This window comes from Stenotrophomonas sp. MYb238 (assembly GCF_009496535.1).
GTDB lineage: Bacteria > Pseudomonadota > Gammaproteobacteria > Xanthomonadales > Xanthomonadaceae > Stenotrophomonas.
In genome coordinates, this window is sequence record NZ_WIDL01000030.1 from 22,262 (window position 1) to 38,487 (window position 16,226).

Here is a 16,226-nt window from a genome sequence, read left to right on the forward strand (position 1 = left end):
AAAGAGGGAAATCCACCTTCCCCGTTCCCCTTTCCCCGTTGCCCGCTTCAAACCGCATTGAAGCTCGCCGCCAGCGTGCCGACCACCAGCACCCAGCCGTCCACCAGCACGAACAGCAGGATCTTGAATGGCGCGGAGATCAGCATCGGCGAAAGCATCATCATGCCCATCGACATCAGCACGCTGGACACCACCAGGTCGATGATCACGAACGGGATGAAGATCAGGAAGCCGATCTCGAAGGCGGTCTTCAGCTCGCTGGTCACGAACGAGGCCACCAGCACCGGGAACGGGATCGCGTCCGGGCCGGCATAGGGGCCGTGGCCGGCCAGGCCGGCGAAGGTCATCAGGTCGGTCTCGCGCACCTGCGCCAGCATGAAGGCGCGCAGCGGCTGGGTGGTCAGCGCCCAGGCGGTCTGGAAGTCGATCTGCCCGTCCAGGTACGGCGCCATGCCGGTGGACCAGGCCTTGTCCCAGACCGGCATCATGATCATCGCGGTCAGGAACAGCGCCAGGCCGAGCAGCACCTGGTTGGACGGCGTCTGCCCGGTACCCATCGCCTGGCGCAGCAGGCCGAGCACGATGATGATGCGGGTGAAGGCGGTCAGCACCAGCAGCAGCGACGGCAGCAGGGTGATGGCCGTCATCAGCAGCAGGGTCTGCAGCGGCAGGCTCACCGGCTGGCCGCCGATGCGGCCGACGTTCACGTCAGGCAGGGCCGGCAGCTGCGGCGCGGCGGGTGCGGCCCAGGCGAACAGCGGCAGCGCCAGCAGGGCGAACAGGAACGCCAGCTGCCAGCAGCGGCGGGGATCGAAGCGGTGGACCGGCATGGTCAGGCGTCCTTGCGCAGCTTCTGCTGCAGCAGCTGCGCGAAATTCGGGAGGTGTTTGAGGTTGGGAAGCGACGGCGGCGGCGCCTGCGGCAACGGTTCAGGCAGCTGGTGCAGGGTGCTGATGCCGCCGGCGGTGACGCCCAGCAGCAGCTGCTGGCCGTTGACGTCCACCACCACCACGCGTTCCTTGGCGCCGACGTTGAGGCTGGCCACCACCTTCAGCCCGTCGGCCGGGCGGAAGCCGCTGCCGGGCATGCGCTTGAGCAGCCAGCCCAGGCCGACGATCAGCGCCAGCACCATCAGCAGCGCCATCACCGCGCCGAACAGGCCCGGCGCGGCGGGAGCGTGCTGCCCGACCGGCGCGGCCTTGGCCGCGACGGCGAGGGCGGCGGCCGGCAGCAGGCTCAACGCAGTCTCCGGATGCGTTCGCTGGGGCTGACCACGTCGGTCAGGCGCACGCCGAAGCGGTCGTTGATGACCACCACCTCGCCGTGGGCGATCAGCGTGCCGTTGACGAACACGTCCAGGGACTCGCCGGCGCCGCGTTCCAGTTCCACCACCGAGCCCTGGTTGAGCTGCAGCAGGTTGCGGATTGGCACGCGCGCGCGCCCGACCTCCAGCGACAGCGTCACCGGCACGTCCAAGATCACGTCCAGGTTGAGGTCGGCCTGGCCGTCGCCCTCGGCCTGCAGGTTGGCGAACTGCGCCGGAGCGGCGGCGGGCGTTTCGTTGGGGTCGTTCTCAGTCATTGGACTCTTCCTGGGACACGGGCGGGCGCTGGCGCTTGCCCGGCGGATGGGTTGCGGTGATCTTGATGGCGTTGCGGTCGTTGGCGATGCCGAATTCCCCGGTGAACACCGGGATGCCTTCCACGCACAGCGGGACGTCCTTGATCATGTCGATGGGCAGGACGTCGCCGACCTTCAGGCGGGTGAGGTCGCGCAGGCTCATGCGGCGGCGCGCGATCACGCTGGACAGCTCCACCTCGGCGGTGTCCAGTTGTTCGCGCAGCATGATCGCCCAGCTCTCGTCGCGGTCGTTGCGGTCGCTCTGGATGCCGGCGTCGAGCAGTTCGCGGATCGGCTCGAGCATCGAGTAGGGCAGGGTGATGTGGATGTCGCCGCCGCCGCTCTCCAGCTCGACGTGGAAGCGGCACACCACCACGTACTCGCGCGGGCTGACGATGTTGGCGAAGTGCGGGTTGATCTCGGAGTTGATGTAGTCGAAATCGACGTTCATCACCGGGCTCCAGGCCTCGCGCAGGTCGGCGAAGGTCTGCTTGAGCATCAGCTGGATCACGCGCATCTCGGTGGCGGTGAACTCGCGGCCCTCGATGCGGGTGTGGTAGCGCCCGTCGCCGCCGAAGAAGTTGTCCACCACCGCGAACACCAGGGTCGGTTCGAACACGATCAGGCAGGTGCCGCGCAGCGGCTTGAAGCGCACCAGGTTCAGGTTGGTGGGCACGTACAGCGAGTGCAGGTAGTCGCCGAACTTGATCAGTTCGATGCCGCGCACCGACAGCTCGGCCGAGCGCCGGATCAGGTTGAACAGGCCGATGCGCCACAGCCGCACGAAGCGCTCGTTGACCATCTCCAGGGTGGGCATGCGCCCGCGGATGATCCGGTCCTGGCTGGCGAAGTCGTAGGCCCGCGCCTCGCCCGGCGGCGGTTCCGGCTCGACGGTCTCCACCGCGCCGGAATCGACGCCGTGCAGCAGGGCGTCGATCTCATCCTGGGACAGCAGGTCGTTGATGCTCATCGGCGCGGCCTTACTGGGTGACGAAACTGGTGAACAGCAGGTCGTCGGCGGTCTTCTTGCCGGTCTCGGCCATCATCAGCTTCTGCACCTCGGCCAGCGCGGCGGCCTGCAGCTTCTCCTTGCCGGCGCGGTCGGCGATCTGTTCCGGTTCGACCTGGGAGAACAGCATCAGCAGCCTGGCGCGGATCGCCGGGGCATGGGTCTGCAATGCCGGCAGCGCTTCCGGGTCGCGGGTCATCAGCTGCACCTCGACCTGCAGGTAGCGCGGGCCGTCCAGGCGGCCGCTGAGGTTGACCACGAAGGCCGGATCGAGCGCGAAGTACTGGGCGGGGGCCGGCGTGGCCGGCGCGGCGGCCTTGGCCTTGGCCGGCGCCGCGTCGGCGTGGCCCTGGGTGAAATACCAGACCGCGCCGCCGGCGCCACCGGCGGCGATCACGGCGATCAGGACCGTGGCCAGCATCGAGCGGCGCGGCTTGGCGGCCGGGTCCTTGTCCTTGTCCTTGTCCTTGGAGGGGTCTGGCTTGCGGGATTTGTCGGCGGCGGCTGCCACGTTGTGCTCCTCAGGGTTGCTGTCCCTGAATATGCAATATGCGTGCCGCAGTGCGGGTCAAGTGCGACGACGGGAAGTTGACGACCGCCAGTCGCGACGAAACCGGGACCGGCGTCCGGTTTCCCCCTGGAAACCGCCGTCCGGCCGCGGTTTTCCTCAGGCGTAGGCGTCGAGCAGGCCGCGCAGCCGGATCGCGTGCACGCCCGTCGTAGCTTGCGCCCCGTCGCCGCCCACGTCGGCTTCTGCGCTGCCGCCGCTGCCGGCCGCCTGGCCTTCGCCGCCGGACGCGCGCGGATTGGAGGACTGCTGGCCGACGTCGGCATGCGCCAGCTGCAGGCCCTGTTCGCCGAGCATTTCGCGCAGCCGGGGCAGGCCGTTCTCCAGCGCGTGGCGGACCTCGGCGTGGGCGCTGGAGAAGGTGGCATGCACGCGGTCGCCTTCCAGCTGCAGCTTCACCTCCACCGGTCCCAGGTCGTTCGGGGTGACGCGGATGTGGGCGTGGCCGATCTTCTGGTCGGCCAGCCAGCCCACGCGCGCGCCGACGGCTTCGTCGAAATCGGGGGACTGCATGTCCACCGGCGCGGACAGCGCCGGCGGGAAGGCTGCCGCCGGCCGCGCCTCGGCCACGGCGGCCAGGTTCTGCAGCAGCGGGCCGAACAGCGCGGCGGTGGCGGCGGAAGGCTCCGTCGCCGGCAGCGCGTTGCCGGCATCGGCGCGCGGCGCACCCGGAGGGAGTCCGGTGGCCAGCTGCGCCACGGCATCGACGGCCGCCTCGGCGGCGGCCGCCTGCGGCGCGGCCTGCACGGTGGGCGCGGCGACGGCCGGAGCGGACGTCATGGCCGGAGCCGGCTGTTGAAGCGGTGCCGGTGGCGCCGCCGGGTTGGCCAGCGTCGGCGGGGCCGCGACCGCGCGCGGATCGCCCGCGAAGGCCATGGCGCTGACGCCGGCAACGGCGGGATCGACCGGCGCCGGAATATCGACAGGCAGGCCGGAAAGGCCCGGCGGCGGCCACGGCAGTTCGTCCGGATCGGCGGCGTCCTGCGGTTGCCGGGTATCGGCCTCCGGCTTGGCTGCCGGCTTGTCGGCGCCGCTGGCGGCGGTCTCGTCGACGGGCCCGGAAGGAGTGCCGGATCCGGGCGCGGAAGCGGAATCGTCGGTGCCCTTGCCCTGCGCCTCCGGCGCGGGTTTGGCGGCGGGTCTGGCCGCCGGGCGCGGCGCGGGCGGTGGCGTGGCCTGCAGCAGCGCGTCGAAGCCACCGGCGTCCTTGCCGCCGCTGCCCGCGGCCGTGGAAGCGGCACCCGCGCCGCCGGTGCCGGCCGCCGCGGAGGGGCCGAGGGAAAGCGGGGTCATGGCGTACCGTCCTCGGTGGAACGCTGGGCCTGGCGGACGCGGCGCGCGCCCAGGTCGTCCATCTCGCGCTGGTCGCGGCGGTCCTCGACCTGTTTTTCCTGGGCGCGGTAGCTGGCCGCGAGCTGCTCCAGCACCTGCTTGTCGCGGCTGGCCAGCAGCAGGCGCGCGCGTTCGGCATCGACGCGCTCGCGGTTGCGGTCCACGGTCTGGCTCTGCTGCTGCACGGCGCTGTCCAGGCGGTCGAGGAAGGCGCGGCGGTTCATCAGCTGCGACGGGCTGGTGGCGGCCATCTGCGCGCCGGCGTATTCCTCGGCGTAGCGGCGCAGTTCCTCCAGGCGCGACAGGTGCATGTCCAGCGCCTGCTGGCGCTCGGCCAGGGCGCGGGCGACTTCGTCTTCGTGATCCTGCGCGCGGCGCAGCAAGGGGTCCAGGCGACGGGATTGCTTCATGGGACGTTCTCGCTTTCGACCAGGCGTTTCAGTGCGGCAAGGCTGTGGGGAAGGTCGGCGGCCAGGCTGACGTCCTGGCCGAGGAAATCGAGGATCTCGGGCCAGCGTTCCAGCGCTTCGTCGGTGGCCGGATCGTTGCCGCGCTGGTAGGCGCCGATGGCGATCAGGTCGCGGTTGGCAGAATACGCCGCCACCAGCCGCTTGAGCTTGCGGATGCGCAGGCGCCAGGCGTCGTCGGCGATGTCCTGGACCACGCGGCTGACCGAGGATTCCACGTCGATGGCCGGGTACAGCCCCGAATCGGCAACCCGGCGCGAAAGCAGGATGTGGCCGTCGAGGATGGCGCGCGCGGCGTCGGCGATCGGGTCCTGCGGGTCGTCGCCCTCGGTGAGCACGGTATAGAAGGCGGTGATGGAGCCGCGGCCCTTGGCGCCGTTGCCGGCGCGTTCGACCAGCGCCGGCAGCTTGGCGAACACGCTGGGTGGGTAGCCGCGGGTGGTCGGCGGCTCGCCGACGGACAGGCCGATCTCGCGCTGGGCCTGGGCGAAGCGGGTCAGCGAATCCATCAGCAGCAGCACGTTCAGGCCCTGGTCGCGGAACCATTCGGCGATCGCGGTGGCGCGGTAGGCGCCATGCAGGCGCGCCAGCGGCGGGCGGTCGGCCGGGGCGGCCACCACCACGGCGCGGCGCAGGCCTTCCTCGCCCAGGGTGGTCTCGACGAAATCGCGCACTTCGCGGCCGCGTTCGCCGATCAGGCCCACGACGATGACGTCGGCCGAGGTGAAGCGGGTCATCATGCCCAGCAGCGTCGATTTGCCGACGCCGGAGCCGGCGAACAGGCCCACGCGCTGGCCGCGGCCGATCGGCAGCAGCGCGTTGATCGCGCGCACGCCCACGTCCAGCGGCTGGATGATGGGTTCGCGCGCCAGCGGGTTGATCGAGGCGCCGGCCATGCTGGCGCTGCCCTCGGCGCGGATCGGGCCCTTGCCGTCCAGCGGCACGCCGTCGCTGTCGATGACGCGGCCGAGCAGGCCTTCGCCCACTTCCACGCCGCCGCGCCGGTAGGAGGGCACCACCCGCGCGTTGGGCAGCAGGCCGTGCAGTTCGGCGCTGGGCATCAGGTAGGTGCGTTCGCTGGCGAAGCCGACCACTTCGGCATCGACCCAGCCGCCATCGACCTCGACCTTGCAGGTGGCGCCCATCGGCGCCTCGCAGCCGACCGCTTCCAGGGTCAGCCCCACCGCGCGGCGCAGCACGCCTTCGCGGATCAGGCCGCGGCCGTGGCCGGGTTCGATGTTGATGGCGTCCAGGCGCGCGGCCAGGCGCAGGTTGCGCGCGGCCGCCCAGCCGGCGGGCGCCGGTACGGCGGGGGCAGGGGCGGGCGTGTTCATGACGCGGCCCCGGCCTTGCGCATCACCGTGGACAGCGCCGCGCGCAGGCGTGCGTCCAGGGTGCCGTCGATGCGCACGCTCTCGGCGTGCACGCGCAGATCGCCGCGGCTCAGTCCCGGGTCGGGGCTCAGGCGCTGGCCGGGTGCGAGCCTGAGCAGCGGCGCCAGCGCGGCGATGTCGTCCGGATGCAGCCGCACCTCGACCTCGCGGCTGCTGCCGCCCACGGCTTCCAGCGCCTCGTTGACCAGTTCCTGCAGCAGCGCCGGTTCGGCCTCGTAGGCGCGGCCGAGCAGCTGCCCGGCCACGCGCACGGCCAGTTCGCCCAGGGCGAGCACCACTTCGTCCTCCAGCCGCACCAGCGGCCGGCTGAAGTTGTCCAGGATGCCGTCGATCTGCGCGACCAGCCGCCGCACCTCAGCCTGGCCCTGGGCATAGCCTTCGGCATGGCCCTGTTCCAGCCCCTCCTGGCGCGCGGCGTCCTGGATGGCCTGGATCTCCTCCAGTGTCGGCGGCTGCAGTAGCGGTTCGGGCGGGAAATCGCCGGCGTCGTCCGCGATTCCGCCGGCATCGGGCATCGCCGGTTCCGGCGCGGCGGTGAGGTCCGGGGCCATCCAGCGCACGACCGGGCTCACAGCATGGTCTCCGCGTTGCCGCCGATGGTGAGGGTGCCTTCATCGGCCATGCGCTTGACGATGGCCAGGATCTCGCGCTGCGCGGCCTCGACGTCGGACAGCTTGACCGGGCCGCGCGCCTCCATGTCCTCCAGCAGGATCTCGGCGGCGCGCTGGGACATGTTGCGGGTGATCTTGTCGCGCACCTTGATGTCGGCGCCGCGCAGGGCCAGGCCCAGGCGCTCGCCGCTGACTTCGCGCAGCACCAGTTGCATCTCGCGGTCGTCCAGGTCCACCAGGTCGTCGAAGACGAACATCAGGTCCTGGATGCGGCTGCCCAGCGGCGCGTCGACCTGCGCGATCGCGCCGAGGATGGCCTGGTCCTGGCCGCCGTCCATGAAGTTGAGGATGTTGGCCGCGCACTGCACGCCGCCGATGTTGGACGACTTCAGGTTCTGGTTGCCGGCGAACTGGCGCTCCATGATCTCGTTGAGCTCGTTGAGCGCGTTGGGCGGGATGCCGTCGAGCGTGGCGATGCGCAGCAGCACGTCCACGCGGGTGCGTTCGGGCAGCAGCTTGAGCGCCTCGGCGGCCTGGTCGTTCTCCAGGTGCGACATGACGATGGCGATGATCTGCGGGTGTTCGTTGCGCACCAGGTCGGCGACCGCGCGCGGGTCCATCCACTTGAGCGTGTCCAGGCCGGTGGTGTTGCGGCCCAGCAGGATGCGGTCGATCAGGTTGCTGGCCTTCTCGTTGCCCAGCGCCTGCACCAGCATGTTGCGGATGTAGTCGTCCGAGCCGACGCTGAGCGAGGTCTTGTTGCCGAGCTCGTTGCTGAACTCGTCCATGACCTGCTGCACCTGCTCACGGCTGACGTCGGTCAGGGTGGCCATGGCGATGCCGATCTTCTGCACCTCCTTGGGCTCCATGTGGCGCAGCACTTCGGCCGCGTCGGCCTCGCCCAGCGAGAGCAGCAGCACGGCGGCGCGCTGCACGCCGCTGATCTGCACGGTGGGATCAGTCATTGGCCACCCATCCCTTCACCACCTGGGCCACGCGCTTGGAATCGGCGCGGACCGCCTCGCGCGCCATGCGCAGGCGCTCCTCGTAGGCGTCCAGCGGCAGCGCCAGCGGCGCGTTGCCTCCCAGCTGCAGTTGGTCGTTGGCCAGGCCGGGCAGGCCGTCGGCGTCCTCGACCAGGTGCACGTCGGCGCTGAGCGGGTCGTGGTCCGGGCCGGCCAGGGCCTTGGGCGGTCCGGCGATCTGGCGCAGCGCCGGGCGCAGCACGCCGAACAGCAGGGCCAGCACCACGATGGCGCCGAGCAGCAGGCGCAGGCCGTCGCGGACCTGGGGCATTTCCCACCACTTGGGCTGCTCGACCGGGGTGGTGTCGCGCACGAACGGCGCGTTCATCACCGACACCGTGTCGCCGCGCGCGGCGTCGAAGCCGACTGCCTGCTTCACCAGCGCCTCGACGCGGGTCAGCTCGGCGGCGCTGAGCGCCTGGTCGCTGACCTTGCCGTTGCTGCCCGGGCGCGGCACGTGGTCGACCAGCACCGCCACCGACACGCGCTTGACGCGGCCGGCCGGCTGGCGGGTGTGCTGCAGGGTGCGGTCCAGCTCGTAGTTGCGGGTGGCGTTCTTGCTGCTCTCCGTCGGCGTCGCGGCGGTAGCCGGCGCGGCCGCCGGGCCGGGCGGGCTGTTGCTGGCCGCCCCGGGCACGCCCTGCGGGCCCTGGGTGGTGCTGGTGTTCTCGCTGATCTGCTCGCTGCGCACTTTCTGCGGCTCGCCGTTGTACAGCTCGCGCGCTTCCTCGGTGACGGAGAAATCCATGTCCACGCTGACTTCCGGGTTGACCCGGCCGGGGCCGGTCATCGGCTCGAGCAGTTCGCGGATGCGCTGGTTGTAGGAGGTTTCCAGGCGGCGCACCTGGTCGAACTGGGCGGCGTTGAGCGCGGCGTCGCTGTTGGGATCGGCGATGGTCAGCATGCGCCCGCTCTGGTCGACGACGGTCACCCGTTCCGGCGCCAGGTCCGGGATGCTGGAGGCGACCATGTGCACGATGGCGTCGACCTGGTTGCGCTCCAGCTGCTGGCCCGAACGCAGTTCCAGCACCACCGAGGCACTGGCGACGTCGCGCTGGCGGGTGAAGGCGCTGGGCTTGGGAATGGCCAGGTGCACGCGCGCGTCGCGCACCGGGCGCAGGGTGCTGATCGTGCGCACCAGTTCGGTTTCCAGCGAATGCTGGTAGCGGGCGTTCTCCATGAACTGGCTGACGCCGAAGCCGGGGTCGCGCTCCATCAGCTCGAAGCCGAGCCGGCCGCTGTCGGTCAGGCCCGAGCCGGCCAGCTTGAGGCGGGCGTCGTGGATGTTCTTCTCCGGCACGCTGATCGCACCGGTGGCCGCGTCCAGCTCGAACGGGATCTGCGCGGCGCGCAGCAGGTCGGTCGCCTCGGCGGTCGCCTTCTGGTCCAGGCCGGTGTACAGCGGCACCATCGGCGGCTTCTGCGCCCAGAAGAAGACGAACAGGCCGGCGGCCACGGCGATGGAGATCATCGCCATCAGCCCCAGCCGGCGGGTGATCTGCAGGCTCTGCAGCCGGTCGAACCAGGCGCCGGCCTTTTCCGAATTGATTGAATCCTTGGACAGCGCGAGTGCCATGGCGACCTGTTCCTTACAGCGGCATGTTCATCACGTCCTGGTAAGCCTGGACGAGACGGTTGCGGACTTCCACCGTGGCGCGGAACGCCAGCTGGGACTGCTGGGAGGCGACCATGACCCGGGCCAGGTCGGCGCCCGGTTCGCCGCGCTCGAACGCGGCCGCCAGCGCGCCGGAGGCCTGCTGGGCGCGGTTGACGTCGGCCAGGGCGCCCTGCAGCGTGTCGGTGAAGCTGGTTGCCGGGGCCGGCCGCACTCCCGCCAATCCGTCGATGGCGTTGCTGCGCGCGACGTCGGCGGCCGGCAACGGCTGGCTCGCCTGGGTCTGGTAGCTGCGGATCTGGGAAAGGATGGAATTGACGGAGTGGGACATCGGCAAACTTCCGGGACAGGGGAGTACTGCCTGTTCATGTGCAAGTCGCGTGCCGGAACCGGGAGGGCGGGAAAACCCGCGTGGAAGCGCCCGATGATAGGGCAGGCGGCGGACCCGGCGACGGTTTTCCGTCGGGGAGAGCCGGGGAAGCGTGACGGCGCGCCGGACGCCGTCGGAAGCACCGGCGGTCGGCCGGCGCCTGCATCACAGCGGAGGGCGCGGATCTGCCGGCCGGCGGCCGGCGTCACCGGGAGCGGCGGCCGGGCGTGGGGCGAGGCGATCCCGTCTCAGGGCAGCCAGGCGGCCCGCCATTCCGCCAGGCCGGCGTCGGCCAGCATCCAGTCGCGGTGGACCGCCGTACGCAGCGCGTCGCCGGCCGCGGCGCGGGCGTCGGCGTCGGCCAGGTGCCCGCGGATCGCCCCGACCCAGTCGCGGTGGCGGTTGCGGACCCGGCTCACCGGCAGCCCGTCCTCGCGGTAGGGGCCGATATCGCTGCACACCACCGGCACCGCGCAGGCGCCGTATTCGAGCAGGCGCAGGTTGCTCTTGCACTCGTTGAAGCGGTTCTGCTCCAGCGGGGCGATGGCCAGGTCCAGGTTCAGGCGCGCCAGGAAGCGCGGATAGGCCAGGATGTCGACGCCGGGATGGAATTCGGCCACGTACGGGCGCAGGCGCTCCGGGCACATGCCCAGGAACACCCAGTCGACCTCGCCGGCCAGCTCGGCCACCACGTCGGCCACCATTTCCAGGTCGCCGGTGTGGCCCAGGCCGCCGGCCCAGCCCACGCGCGGACGCGGACCGGTGTTGCGGCGCGGTGCCGGCAGCGTCTTCCACCAGGACGGCGGCAGGCGGTTGCGGGCGACGCGGATGTCCGGGTGCAGGCCGGCGAAGGCCTCGGCCAGGGCGGGAGTGGAGACCACGAAGCGGTCGACGGTGCCAAGCGCCTGACGCAGGCTGCGCAGGACATCGCGCGGCATGTGCTCGCGGTGCACGTTCTTGGCCGGCAGGTTGGGCAGGTAGTCGTCCAGCTCGTAGACCTTCAGCGCCCGCGAGAAGCGCGGCATGCGCCGCATGCGCTCCAGGTCCTCGTCGGAAACCCGGCGCTGCAGCACCACCACGTCCGGGTCGATGCGCGCCTGCTCGACCGTATCCAGCAGCGAGGCGTAGAGCGCGCCCTCCGCCTCGCCGGCGGCGCGCAGCGCCTCGAACGGCTGGATCACCCGGTACTGGCCGCTGCCCCAGGGATCGGCCGGATGCGCCAGCACGCGCGGGATGGGCCGCCACGGCAGCGGCCGCCACGAGAAATCGGACTCGCCCAGGCGGAAGCCGCCGGGCACGTCCAGGCGCAGGTTCGGGTTGTAGGCCGGATCGTGGGCGAGGGCGGGCAGCCAGCGCTCAAGCAGCGCATCGCCGGCCGCTTCCGGCAGCGGCGCGGCGTCGAGCGAATGCAGCAGCACCGCGTGCGGCGTCCACACCGTCAGGTAGCCGCGCTGGCGCGCGCGCAGGCACAGGTCGACGTCGGCGCCCGCGTCGGCGAAGGCGGCGTGGTCGAAGCCGTCCAGTTCCATGAACAGCGCCGTGTCGACCAGCAGGCAGCTGTCGGCCACCGCCGAATAGTCCTGCGCCACCTGCAGGCGGTTCATGTAGCCGGGCGCATCCATCGGCGAGCCGGCGAAGGCGCGGCCGCCGCTGCACAGCAGGCCGGGGACCAGCCCGGCGTGGGTGACCTTGCCCTCGGCCGAGATGGTCCTGGCGCCGACGATGCCCACCTCCGGACGCAGGCCATGGTTGAGCAGTTCGTCCAGCCACTGCGGTTGCAGCGCCGCCACTTCCGGGCGCAGGAACAGCAGCAGTTCCCCCGCCGCCTGGGTGGCGGCGACGTTGCAGGCGGCGGCGCGCGCCAGCGGCGGATCGAAGGCGAAGGCGCGCACGCGCGCGGCCGCCAGCGTTTCCACCTGCTGCATCCAGCGGCGGGTCTCGTCGGTGGCGCCGTTGTCGATCAGCAGCAGTTCGTAGTCCGGGTAGCCGGTCTTCTCCAGCACCGACACCACGCAGCGCTCCAGCGCCGCCAGCGCGGTGTCCGCCGTGACGACCACGATCATCGAGACCGGCGGCCGCCGCTCGTGGCCGTAGCCGATCCGGTAAGCGCCGGCGCCGATCGCGTCCACCGACGCGCCGTCATAGCCGCGGGCGTGCAGATGCTGCAGCAGCGCCTGGCGCGTGGCGACGGCATCGTGCCGCGGAGGGTTGCAGATCAGCAGCGGTTCGGGCAGGTGCAGCAGGCCGGCGGTGCCGCCCGCCTGCAGCAGATGCAGGACCATCGACAACCGGGCATCGCCTTCGGTTACGAGGTACGCACGGGAATCCAGCAGCGCCTGCCGGCGCACCAGCCAGTGCCTCGCCATGGCCGGAGTACCGAGCAGCAGGTCGAGGTTGAAGTCCGGCCGCAGTACCGGCACCAGTTCCCCGGCGACCCCGCGGTGCCATTCGTCGGCGAACAGCGCCCGCGCGTCGTCGCCGACCGACTCCAGTTCCAGCAGCAGCCGGATCAGCGCGCCCGGCAGGAACTCCACGTCGCCGTCCACCTGCACTATCCAGTCGACGTCCCAGTCCTCGATCGACGCGGCCGACGGGGCGGCGTCCTCGAGGCGCTGCATGCGCGGGAACGGATGGGGCAGGTCGTGCGCCGGCAGTGCGGGACCGGCGCCACGCACCGCCACCCGGCCGGCCAGGGAATGGGGCAGCACCAGGCTGGCGAGCAGGCGCCGCACCTCGACCCGGCTGTTGTCCTGCGCGTGCACCAATATGCCGATGCGCGGCGGATGCGCGGTCGCGGCAGCGTGGGCGTGGATGATCCGTTGCTGGGCGACATTGGGCCGGCGCCGGCGCCACCAGTCGCGCAACGGCAGTACCCGGCGCGAGATCGCCAGCGCCTGTTCCAGCGCGTCGGGCAGGTCGACCCGCTGCATCGGCCGCGAACCGTCCAGCGGCGCCATCGAAACCTGCCGGGTATTCCCGCCGCGGTACCAGCCGAGCCGCTGGATCGCATCGCGCAGGGCCTGGTGGCCGCTTTCGCCGATGCCGGGCATGTCGCGCCCCCGCTGGCTGAACTGCTGGCGCGATATGCGGAAATCCACGAGCGGCCGGCAGATCATCGCCACCGGGCCGTGCTTGATCAGCTTCACGTACAGCGCCAGATCCGCCACCCACGGGATCGCGGTGCCGCCCAGGACCGCCAGTCCTTCCTCCATCTCCAGCAGCGGCGCGCGCCGGCACATCGCCGAGCTGGGCTCGCCCAGGAAATTGAGGGTGTGATCGCACAGGAAATCGATCAGGTCGCGCCCGTCGATAAGCACGTCTTCGATGGCGGGAAAGGCCGAGGCCAGCTCGTCCGGGATCAGGCCGGCGCGCTCGTTTATCAGCTGCCGCCGCGCCACCGCCAGGGCCAGGCCCGGGGTGCGCTCGAACGCATCGACCAGGGTGGCGACACAGTCGTAGTGAAGGAGATCGTCGTCGTGCAGGAACTTGACGTACTCGCCGCTGGCCAGCCCGACGCCGCGCGCCGTGCTGCGCGTCTCCCACAACCGCTCGGGATTGCGCGAGTAGCGCACCGGGAAGTCGGCCTGCGCGGCGAAGCTCTCCACCAGGTTGCGGACGCGCTCGTCCTGCGAGTCGTCGCAGACGATCAGTTCCAGCGGCCGATAGGTCTGCCGCCGCACGCTCTCCAGGGCCTGCGCCAGATAGGTGGGTTTGTAGGCTGGCATCACCACGCTGACCAGCGGGCGGTTGTCGGGGACCACGGTCATCGGGCAAGGCGTCCTGCAATGGCGGCATGGATGTGCTCCACCACGCGATGCGTATTGCCGGCATCGTCATGGCGGAAGAACAGGCGGCGTGCGCGCTGGTAGCGCGCGTCGGGCTGGAAGGCCGGGGCGGACAGGGCGGCATCCAGCGCATCGATCAGTTCGACGAAGGTGGTGGTCACCGGTCCGGGGAAGGCCAGGTCGAGGTCGTAGAGCAGGCCGTTCTGGTGCGTGCTGTAGTCGGCCAGGTCGTGGGCGAAGCCGACCACGGGAAGGCCGAGATAGAGCGCATCGATGTAGACGGACGAGTAATCGGTGATCACCAGGCTGGCTTCCCGCAGCAGGGGAGCGATTTCCTCGAAGCGGGCATGGCCCAGATCGAGCAGCAGGTCGTCATCCAGGTGACGTGCCGGATCCAGCGGCACCGCGGCCCGGGCGACGTAATGATTGCGGATGCCCAGTACGGCGTCGTGCCGGCGCAGGAGCTGCTTCAGCGCAGCCACTTCGGCGTCGCTGAAGCGGTAGCAGGGGCCGTTGCCGGCGCTGCCGTCGCGGTAGGTGGGCGCGTACAGCAGAAGGCGGCGACCGCGGCGCAGGGCGCGCAGCCCTGCGAGCTGGCGGTCCAGCCCCGCAGGCAGCTGCGCTTCGGGCATGCGCAGGAAATCGTTGCGCGGCAATCCGGTTATCCAGACGTTGGCCGCTGCGATCGGATGGAAGATGGCGGCCATCGAGCGGGCGTCGGTTTCCGAGGACGCCACCAGTCCCGCATAGAAGCCGCGTTCCCGCCGGCGGAAGGCGTCGCGGTCGCCCGCGCGGCGTTGCGCAGGGTTTGCAAGCGCGAACAGCCGCTTGAGCGGTATGCCATGCCAGAGGTTGACCACCACGCGCCGCCGCAACGCGGGGCGGGGGGCGCTGTAGCCTCCGCCGCGCCAGGCCAGGGACATGTCCAGCGCGGTGGAGTTGGTCAACAGCAGCACGCCGCAACGGGCCAGCATCCACAGGCCGGCCAGGGTATCCAGCGCCACGATGCGCACCGTGGCCGATTCGACGATGTCGCGCGGACGGGTGCCGCCACGGACGAAGATGCACACCCGGACGGCGGGGTCCGCGCGAATGTGTTCGTACACCGCGCGCGCGTTCTCGATGAACTGGCCGCGTTTCAACGGATGGTCGAACAATGCCCAGTGGTCCAGGCGCTTGGGTGTGAGCATATCCAGCAGTCGCCATGCCTGGAGCAACGGCCGGCCGAGCCATCCCTGCACGATCCTGCGGCGATGCAGGGGCGCTGCTTCCGGGGCGGCGTTCATGCCACGTGGCGGCGGTGCTGCGAAAGGATCAGATCGCACACCTGGTCCACGTCCGCGTCGGAAAGCTCGGGGTGGATGGGGAGGCAGAGCACGCGCCGCGCCGCTTCGTGCGCGGTCGGCAGGTTGCTCGGCTGGGCCGAGGCAAGCCCGCGGTACATCGGGAACTCGCTTATCAGCGGATGGAAGTAGCGCCGTACCAGGATGTTGCGGTCGCGCATGTGCTGATACAGCCCGTCCCGGCCGACGGGGAAATCGTCGTCGATCATCACCGGGAAATAGGCATGGTTGGTCGTGCCGGCCGCAGGCATCCGCGGGCAGCGCAGGCCGCGGACGCCGGCCAGGCGCCGGCGATAGCGGGCGTCGATGTCCGCGCGCCGGGCAAGGGCATGGTCTATGTGCTTGAGTTGCAGCAGGCCGAACGCGGCGCAGACCTCGTTCATCTTGCCGTTGATGCCCGGCGCGACCACCGTGGTCTCGTTGACGAAGCCGAAATTCTTCAGATGGTCGATGCGCTGCTTGGTGCGGGCGTCCGGGCAGACGATGGCGCCGCCCTCGAACGTGTTGAACACCTTGGTGGCATGGAAGCTGAGGATCGACAGATCGCCGTGGCGCAGTAGGCTGCCGCGCGTATCGCGCACGCCGAACGCATGGGCCGCGTCGTAGATCACCTTGAGGTTGTAGGTGTCGGCGATGCGCGCGATGGCGGCGACGTCGCAGGGCCTGCCATAGCAGTGCACCGGCATGATGGCGGTGGTCTGCGGGGTTATCGCCGCCTCGATCCTGGCCGGGTCCAGGTTCAGCGTGTCCGGGTCGATGTCCACGAACACCGGCTTGATCCCGTTCCAGAGCAGCGAGTGCGCGGTGGCGACGAAGGAATAGGGCGTGGTGATGACTTCGCCGGTTATCCGCAGCGCCTGCAGCGCGGTCACCAGCGCCAGGGTGCCGTTGGCGAACAGCGCGATGTGCTTGACCCCCAGATAGGCGCAGAGGGCTTTCTCCAGTGCCTGGTGCATGCTGCCCGAGTTGGTCAGGATGCGGCTGTCCCATATCTTCTCCAGATACGGCACGAACTCCTCCAGCGGCGGCAGGAGCGGGCTCGTGACGTGAATGGGTTTGACTTTCATGGGCAGGGCGGCGGTCTGCG

General features: G+C 70.7%; 15 protein-coding genes. All 15 read right to left on the bottom strand.

Features of this window, described 5'->3' with window-relative positions:
* Nucleotides 1–47 precede the first annotated feature (47 nt).
* The 15 genes from fliP to CQ393_RS16400 all read right to left on the bottom strand — a co-directional run bounded on the left by fliP (nt 48) and on the right by CQ393_RS16400 (nt 16,206).
* The gene (gene fliP, locus CQ393_RS16330) at nt 48–830 is read right to left on the bottom strand and encodes a flagellar type III secretion system pore protein FliP (RefSeq protein WP_153193073.1); all 783 of its coding nucleotides are present in this window, start codon (nt 828–830) and stop codon (nt 48–50) included.
* A gap of 2 nt (nt 831–832) precedes the next feature.
* On the bottom strand, nt 833–1,240 hold the full coding sequence (gene fliO / locus CQ393_RS16335) for a flagellar biosynthetic protein FliO (RefSeq protein WP_153193075.1): 408 nt from the start codon (nt 1,238–1,240) through the stop codon (nt 833–835).
* Nucleotides 1,237–1,581 (bottom strand): flagellar motor switch protein FliN, encoded by a 345-nt coding sequence (gene fliN / locus CQ393_RS16340; RefSeq protein WP_153193077.1) that lies wholly within the window; start codon nt 1,579–1,581, stop codon nt 1,237–1,239. Before fliN ends, fliO begins: the two co-directional genes overlap by 4 nt.
* Nucleotides 1,574–2,590, bottom strand: a complete 1,017-nt coding sequence (fliM, locus tag CQ393_RS16345) for a flagellar motor switch protein FliM (protein WP_153193079.1) — start codon at nt 2,588–2,590, stop codon at nt 1,574–1,576. The genes fliN and fliM overlap by 8 nt, the downstream gene beginning before the upstream one ends.
* Nucleotides 2,591–2,600: 10 nt before the next feature.
* Entirely contained in the window at nt 2,601–3,140 is a 540-nt protein-coding gene (locus CQ393_RS16350; protein WP_343200010.1) for a flagellar basal body-associated FliL family protein, read from the bottom strand.
* A gap of 156 nt (nt 3,141–3,296) precedes the next feature.
* Complete coding sequence (locus CQ393_RS16355) at nt 3,297–4,490, bottom strand: flagellar hook-length control protein FliK (protein WP_228114631.1); 1,194 nt, start codon at nt 4,488–4,490, stop codon at nt 3,297–3,299.
* On the bottom strand, nt 4,487–4,939 hold the full coding sequence (gene fliJ, locus CQ393_RS16360) for a flagellar export protein FliJ (RefSeq protein ID WP_153193081.1): 453 nt from the start codon (nt 4,937–4,939) through the stop codon (nt 4,487–4,489). The genes CQ393_RS16355 and fliJ overlap by 4 nt, the downstream gene beginning before the upstream one ends.
* The gene (locus CQ393_RS16365) at nt 4,936–6,330 is read right to left on the bottom strand and encodes a FliI/YscN family ATPase (protein ID WP_153193083.1); all 1,395 of its coding nucleotides are present in this window, start codon (nt 6,328–6,330) and stop codon (nt 4,936–4,938) included. Before CQ393_RS16365 ends, fliJ begins: the two co-directional genes overlap by 4 nt.
* Nucleotides 6,327–6,941 carry a FliH/SctL family protein gene (locus tag CQ393_RS16370; RefSeq protein WP_153193103.1) on the bottom strand — a complete coding sequence of 205 codons (615 nt, stop codon included), beginning with the start codon at nt 6,939–6,941 and terminating at the stop codon, nt 6,327–6,329. Before CQ393_RS16370 ends, CQ393_RS16365 begins: the two co-directional genes overlap by 4 nt.
* A gap of 17 nt (nt 6,942–6,958) precedes the next feature.
* Nucleotides 6,959–7,945, bottom strand: a complete 987-nt coding sequence (gene fliG / locus CQ393_RS16375; RefSeq protein ID WP_343200011.1) for a flagellar motor switch protein FliG — start codon at nt 7,943–7,945, stop codon at nt 6,959–6,961.
* Between the two features lie 13 nt (nt 7,946–7,958).
* Nucleotides 7,959–9,602 carry a flagellar basal-body MS-ring/collar protein FliF gene (gene fliF / locus CQ393_RS16380; RefSeq protein ID WP_153193087.1) on the bottom strand — a complete coding sequence of 548 codons (1,644 nt, stop codon included), beginning with the start codon at nt 9,600–9,602 and terminating at the stop codon, nt 7,959–7,961.
* A gap of 13 nt (nt 9,603–9,615) precedes the next feature.
* Nucleotides 9,616–9,972, bottom strand: a complete 357-nt coding sequence (gene fliE, locus CQ393_RS16385) for a flagellar hook-basal body complex protein FliE (protein ID WP_153193089.1) — start codon at nt 9,970–9,972, stop codon at nt 9,616–9,618.
* A gap of 287 nt (nt 9,973–10,259) precedes the next feature.
* Nucleotides 10,260–13,736 (bottom strand): glycosyltransferase, encoded by a 3,477-nt coding sequence (locus CQ393_RS16390; protein WP_153193105.1) that lies wholly within the window; start codon nt 13,734–13,736, stop codon nt 10,260–10,262.
* Nucleotides 13,737–13,774: 38 nt separating this feature from the next.
* Complete coding sequence (locus CQ393_RS16395; RefSeq protein ID WP_228114632.1) at nt 13,775–14,986, bottom strand: CDP-glycerol glycerophosphotransferase family protein; 1,212 nt, start codon at nt 14,984–14,986, stop codon at nt 13,775–13,777.
* Nucleotides 14,987–15,078: 92 nt separating this feature from the next.
* Nucleotides 15,079–16,206: a DegT/DnrJ/EryC1/StrS family aminotransferase gene (locus CQ393_RS16400; RefSeq protein ID WP_153193092.1), complete on the bottom strand. Its 1,128-nt coding sequence runs from the start codon at nt 16,204–16,206 to the stop codon at nt 15,079–15,081.
* Nucleotides 16,207–16,226 lie beyond the last annotated feature (20 nt).

Bases quoted from the DNA above. Each gene is read 5' to 3' on its own strand.
- fliP (WP_153193073.1), bottom strand. From the start codon at position 830: ATGCCGGTCCACCGCTTCGATCCCCGCCGCTGCTGGCAGCTGGCGTTC.
- fliN (WP_153193077.1), bottom strand. From the start codon at position 1,581: ATGACTGAGAACGACCCCAACGAAACGCCCGCCGCCGCTCCGGCGCAG.
- fliM (WP_153193079.1), bottom strand. From the start codon at position 2,590: ATGAGCATCAACGACCTGCTGTCCCAGGATGAGATCGACGCCCTGCTG.
- CQ393_RS16355 (WP_228114631.1), bottom strand. From the start codon at position 4,490: ATGACCCCGCTTTCCCTCGGCCCCTCCGCGGCGGCCGGCACCGGCGGC.
- fliJ (WP_153193081.1), bottom strand. From the start codon at position 4,939: ATGAAGCAATCCCGTCGCCTGGACCCCTTGCTGCGCCGCGCGCAGGAT.
- CQ393_RS16365 (WP_153193083.1), bottom strand. From the start codon at position 6,330: ATGAACACGCCCGCCCCTGCCCCCGCCGTACCGGCGCCCGCCGGCTGG.
- CQ393_RS16370 (WP_153193103.1), bottom strand. From the start codon at position 6,941: ATGGCCCCGGACCTCACCGCCGCGCCGGAACCGGCGATGCCCGATGCC.
- fliF (WP_153193087.1), bottom strand. From the start codon at position 9,602: ATGGCACTCGCGCTGTCCAAGGATTCAATCAATTCGGAAAAGGCCGGC.
- fliE (WP_153193089.1), bottom strand. From the start codon at position 9,972: ATGTCCCACTCCGTCAATTCCATCCTTTCCCAGATCCGCAGCTACCAG.
- CQ393_RS16390 (WP_153193105.1), bottom strand. From the start codon at position 13,736: ATGCCAGCCTACAAACCCACCTATCTGGCGCAGGCCCTGGAGAGCGTG.
- CQ393_RS16395 (WP_228114632.1), bottom strand. From the start codon at position 14,986: ATGCTCACACCCAAGCGCCTGGACCACTGGGCATTGTTCGACCATCCG.
- CQ393_RS16400 (WP_153193092.1), bottom strand. From the start codon at position 16,206: ATGAAAGTCAAACCCATTCACGTCACGAGCCCGCTCCTGCCGCCGCTG.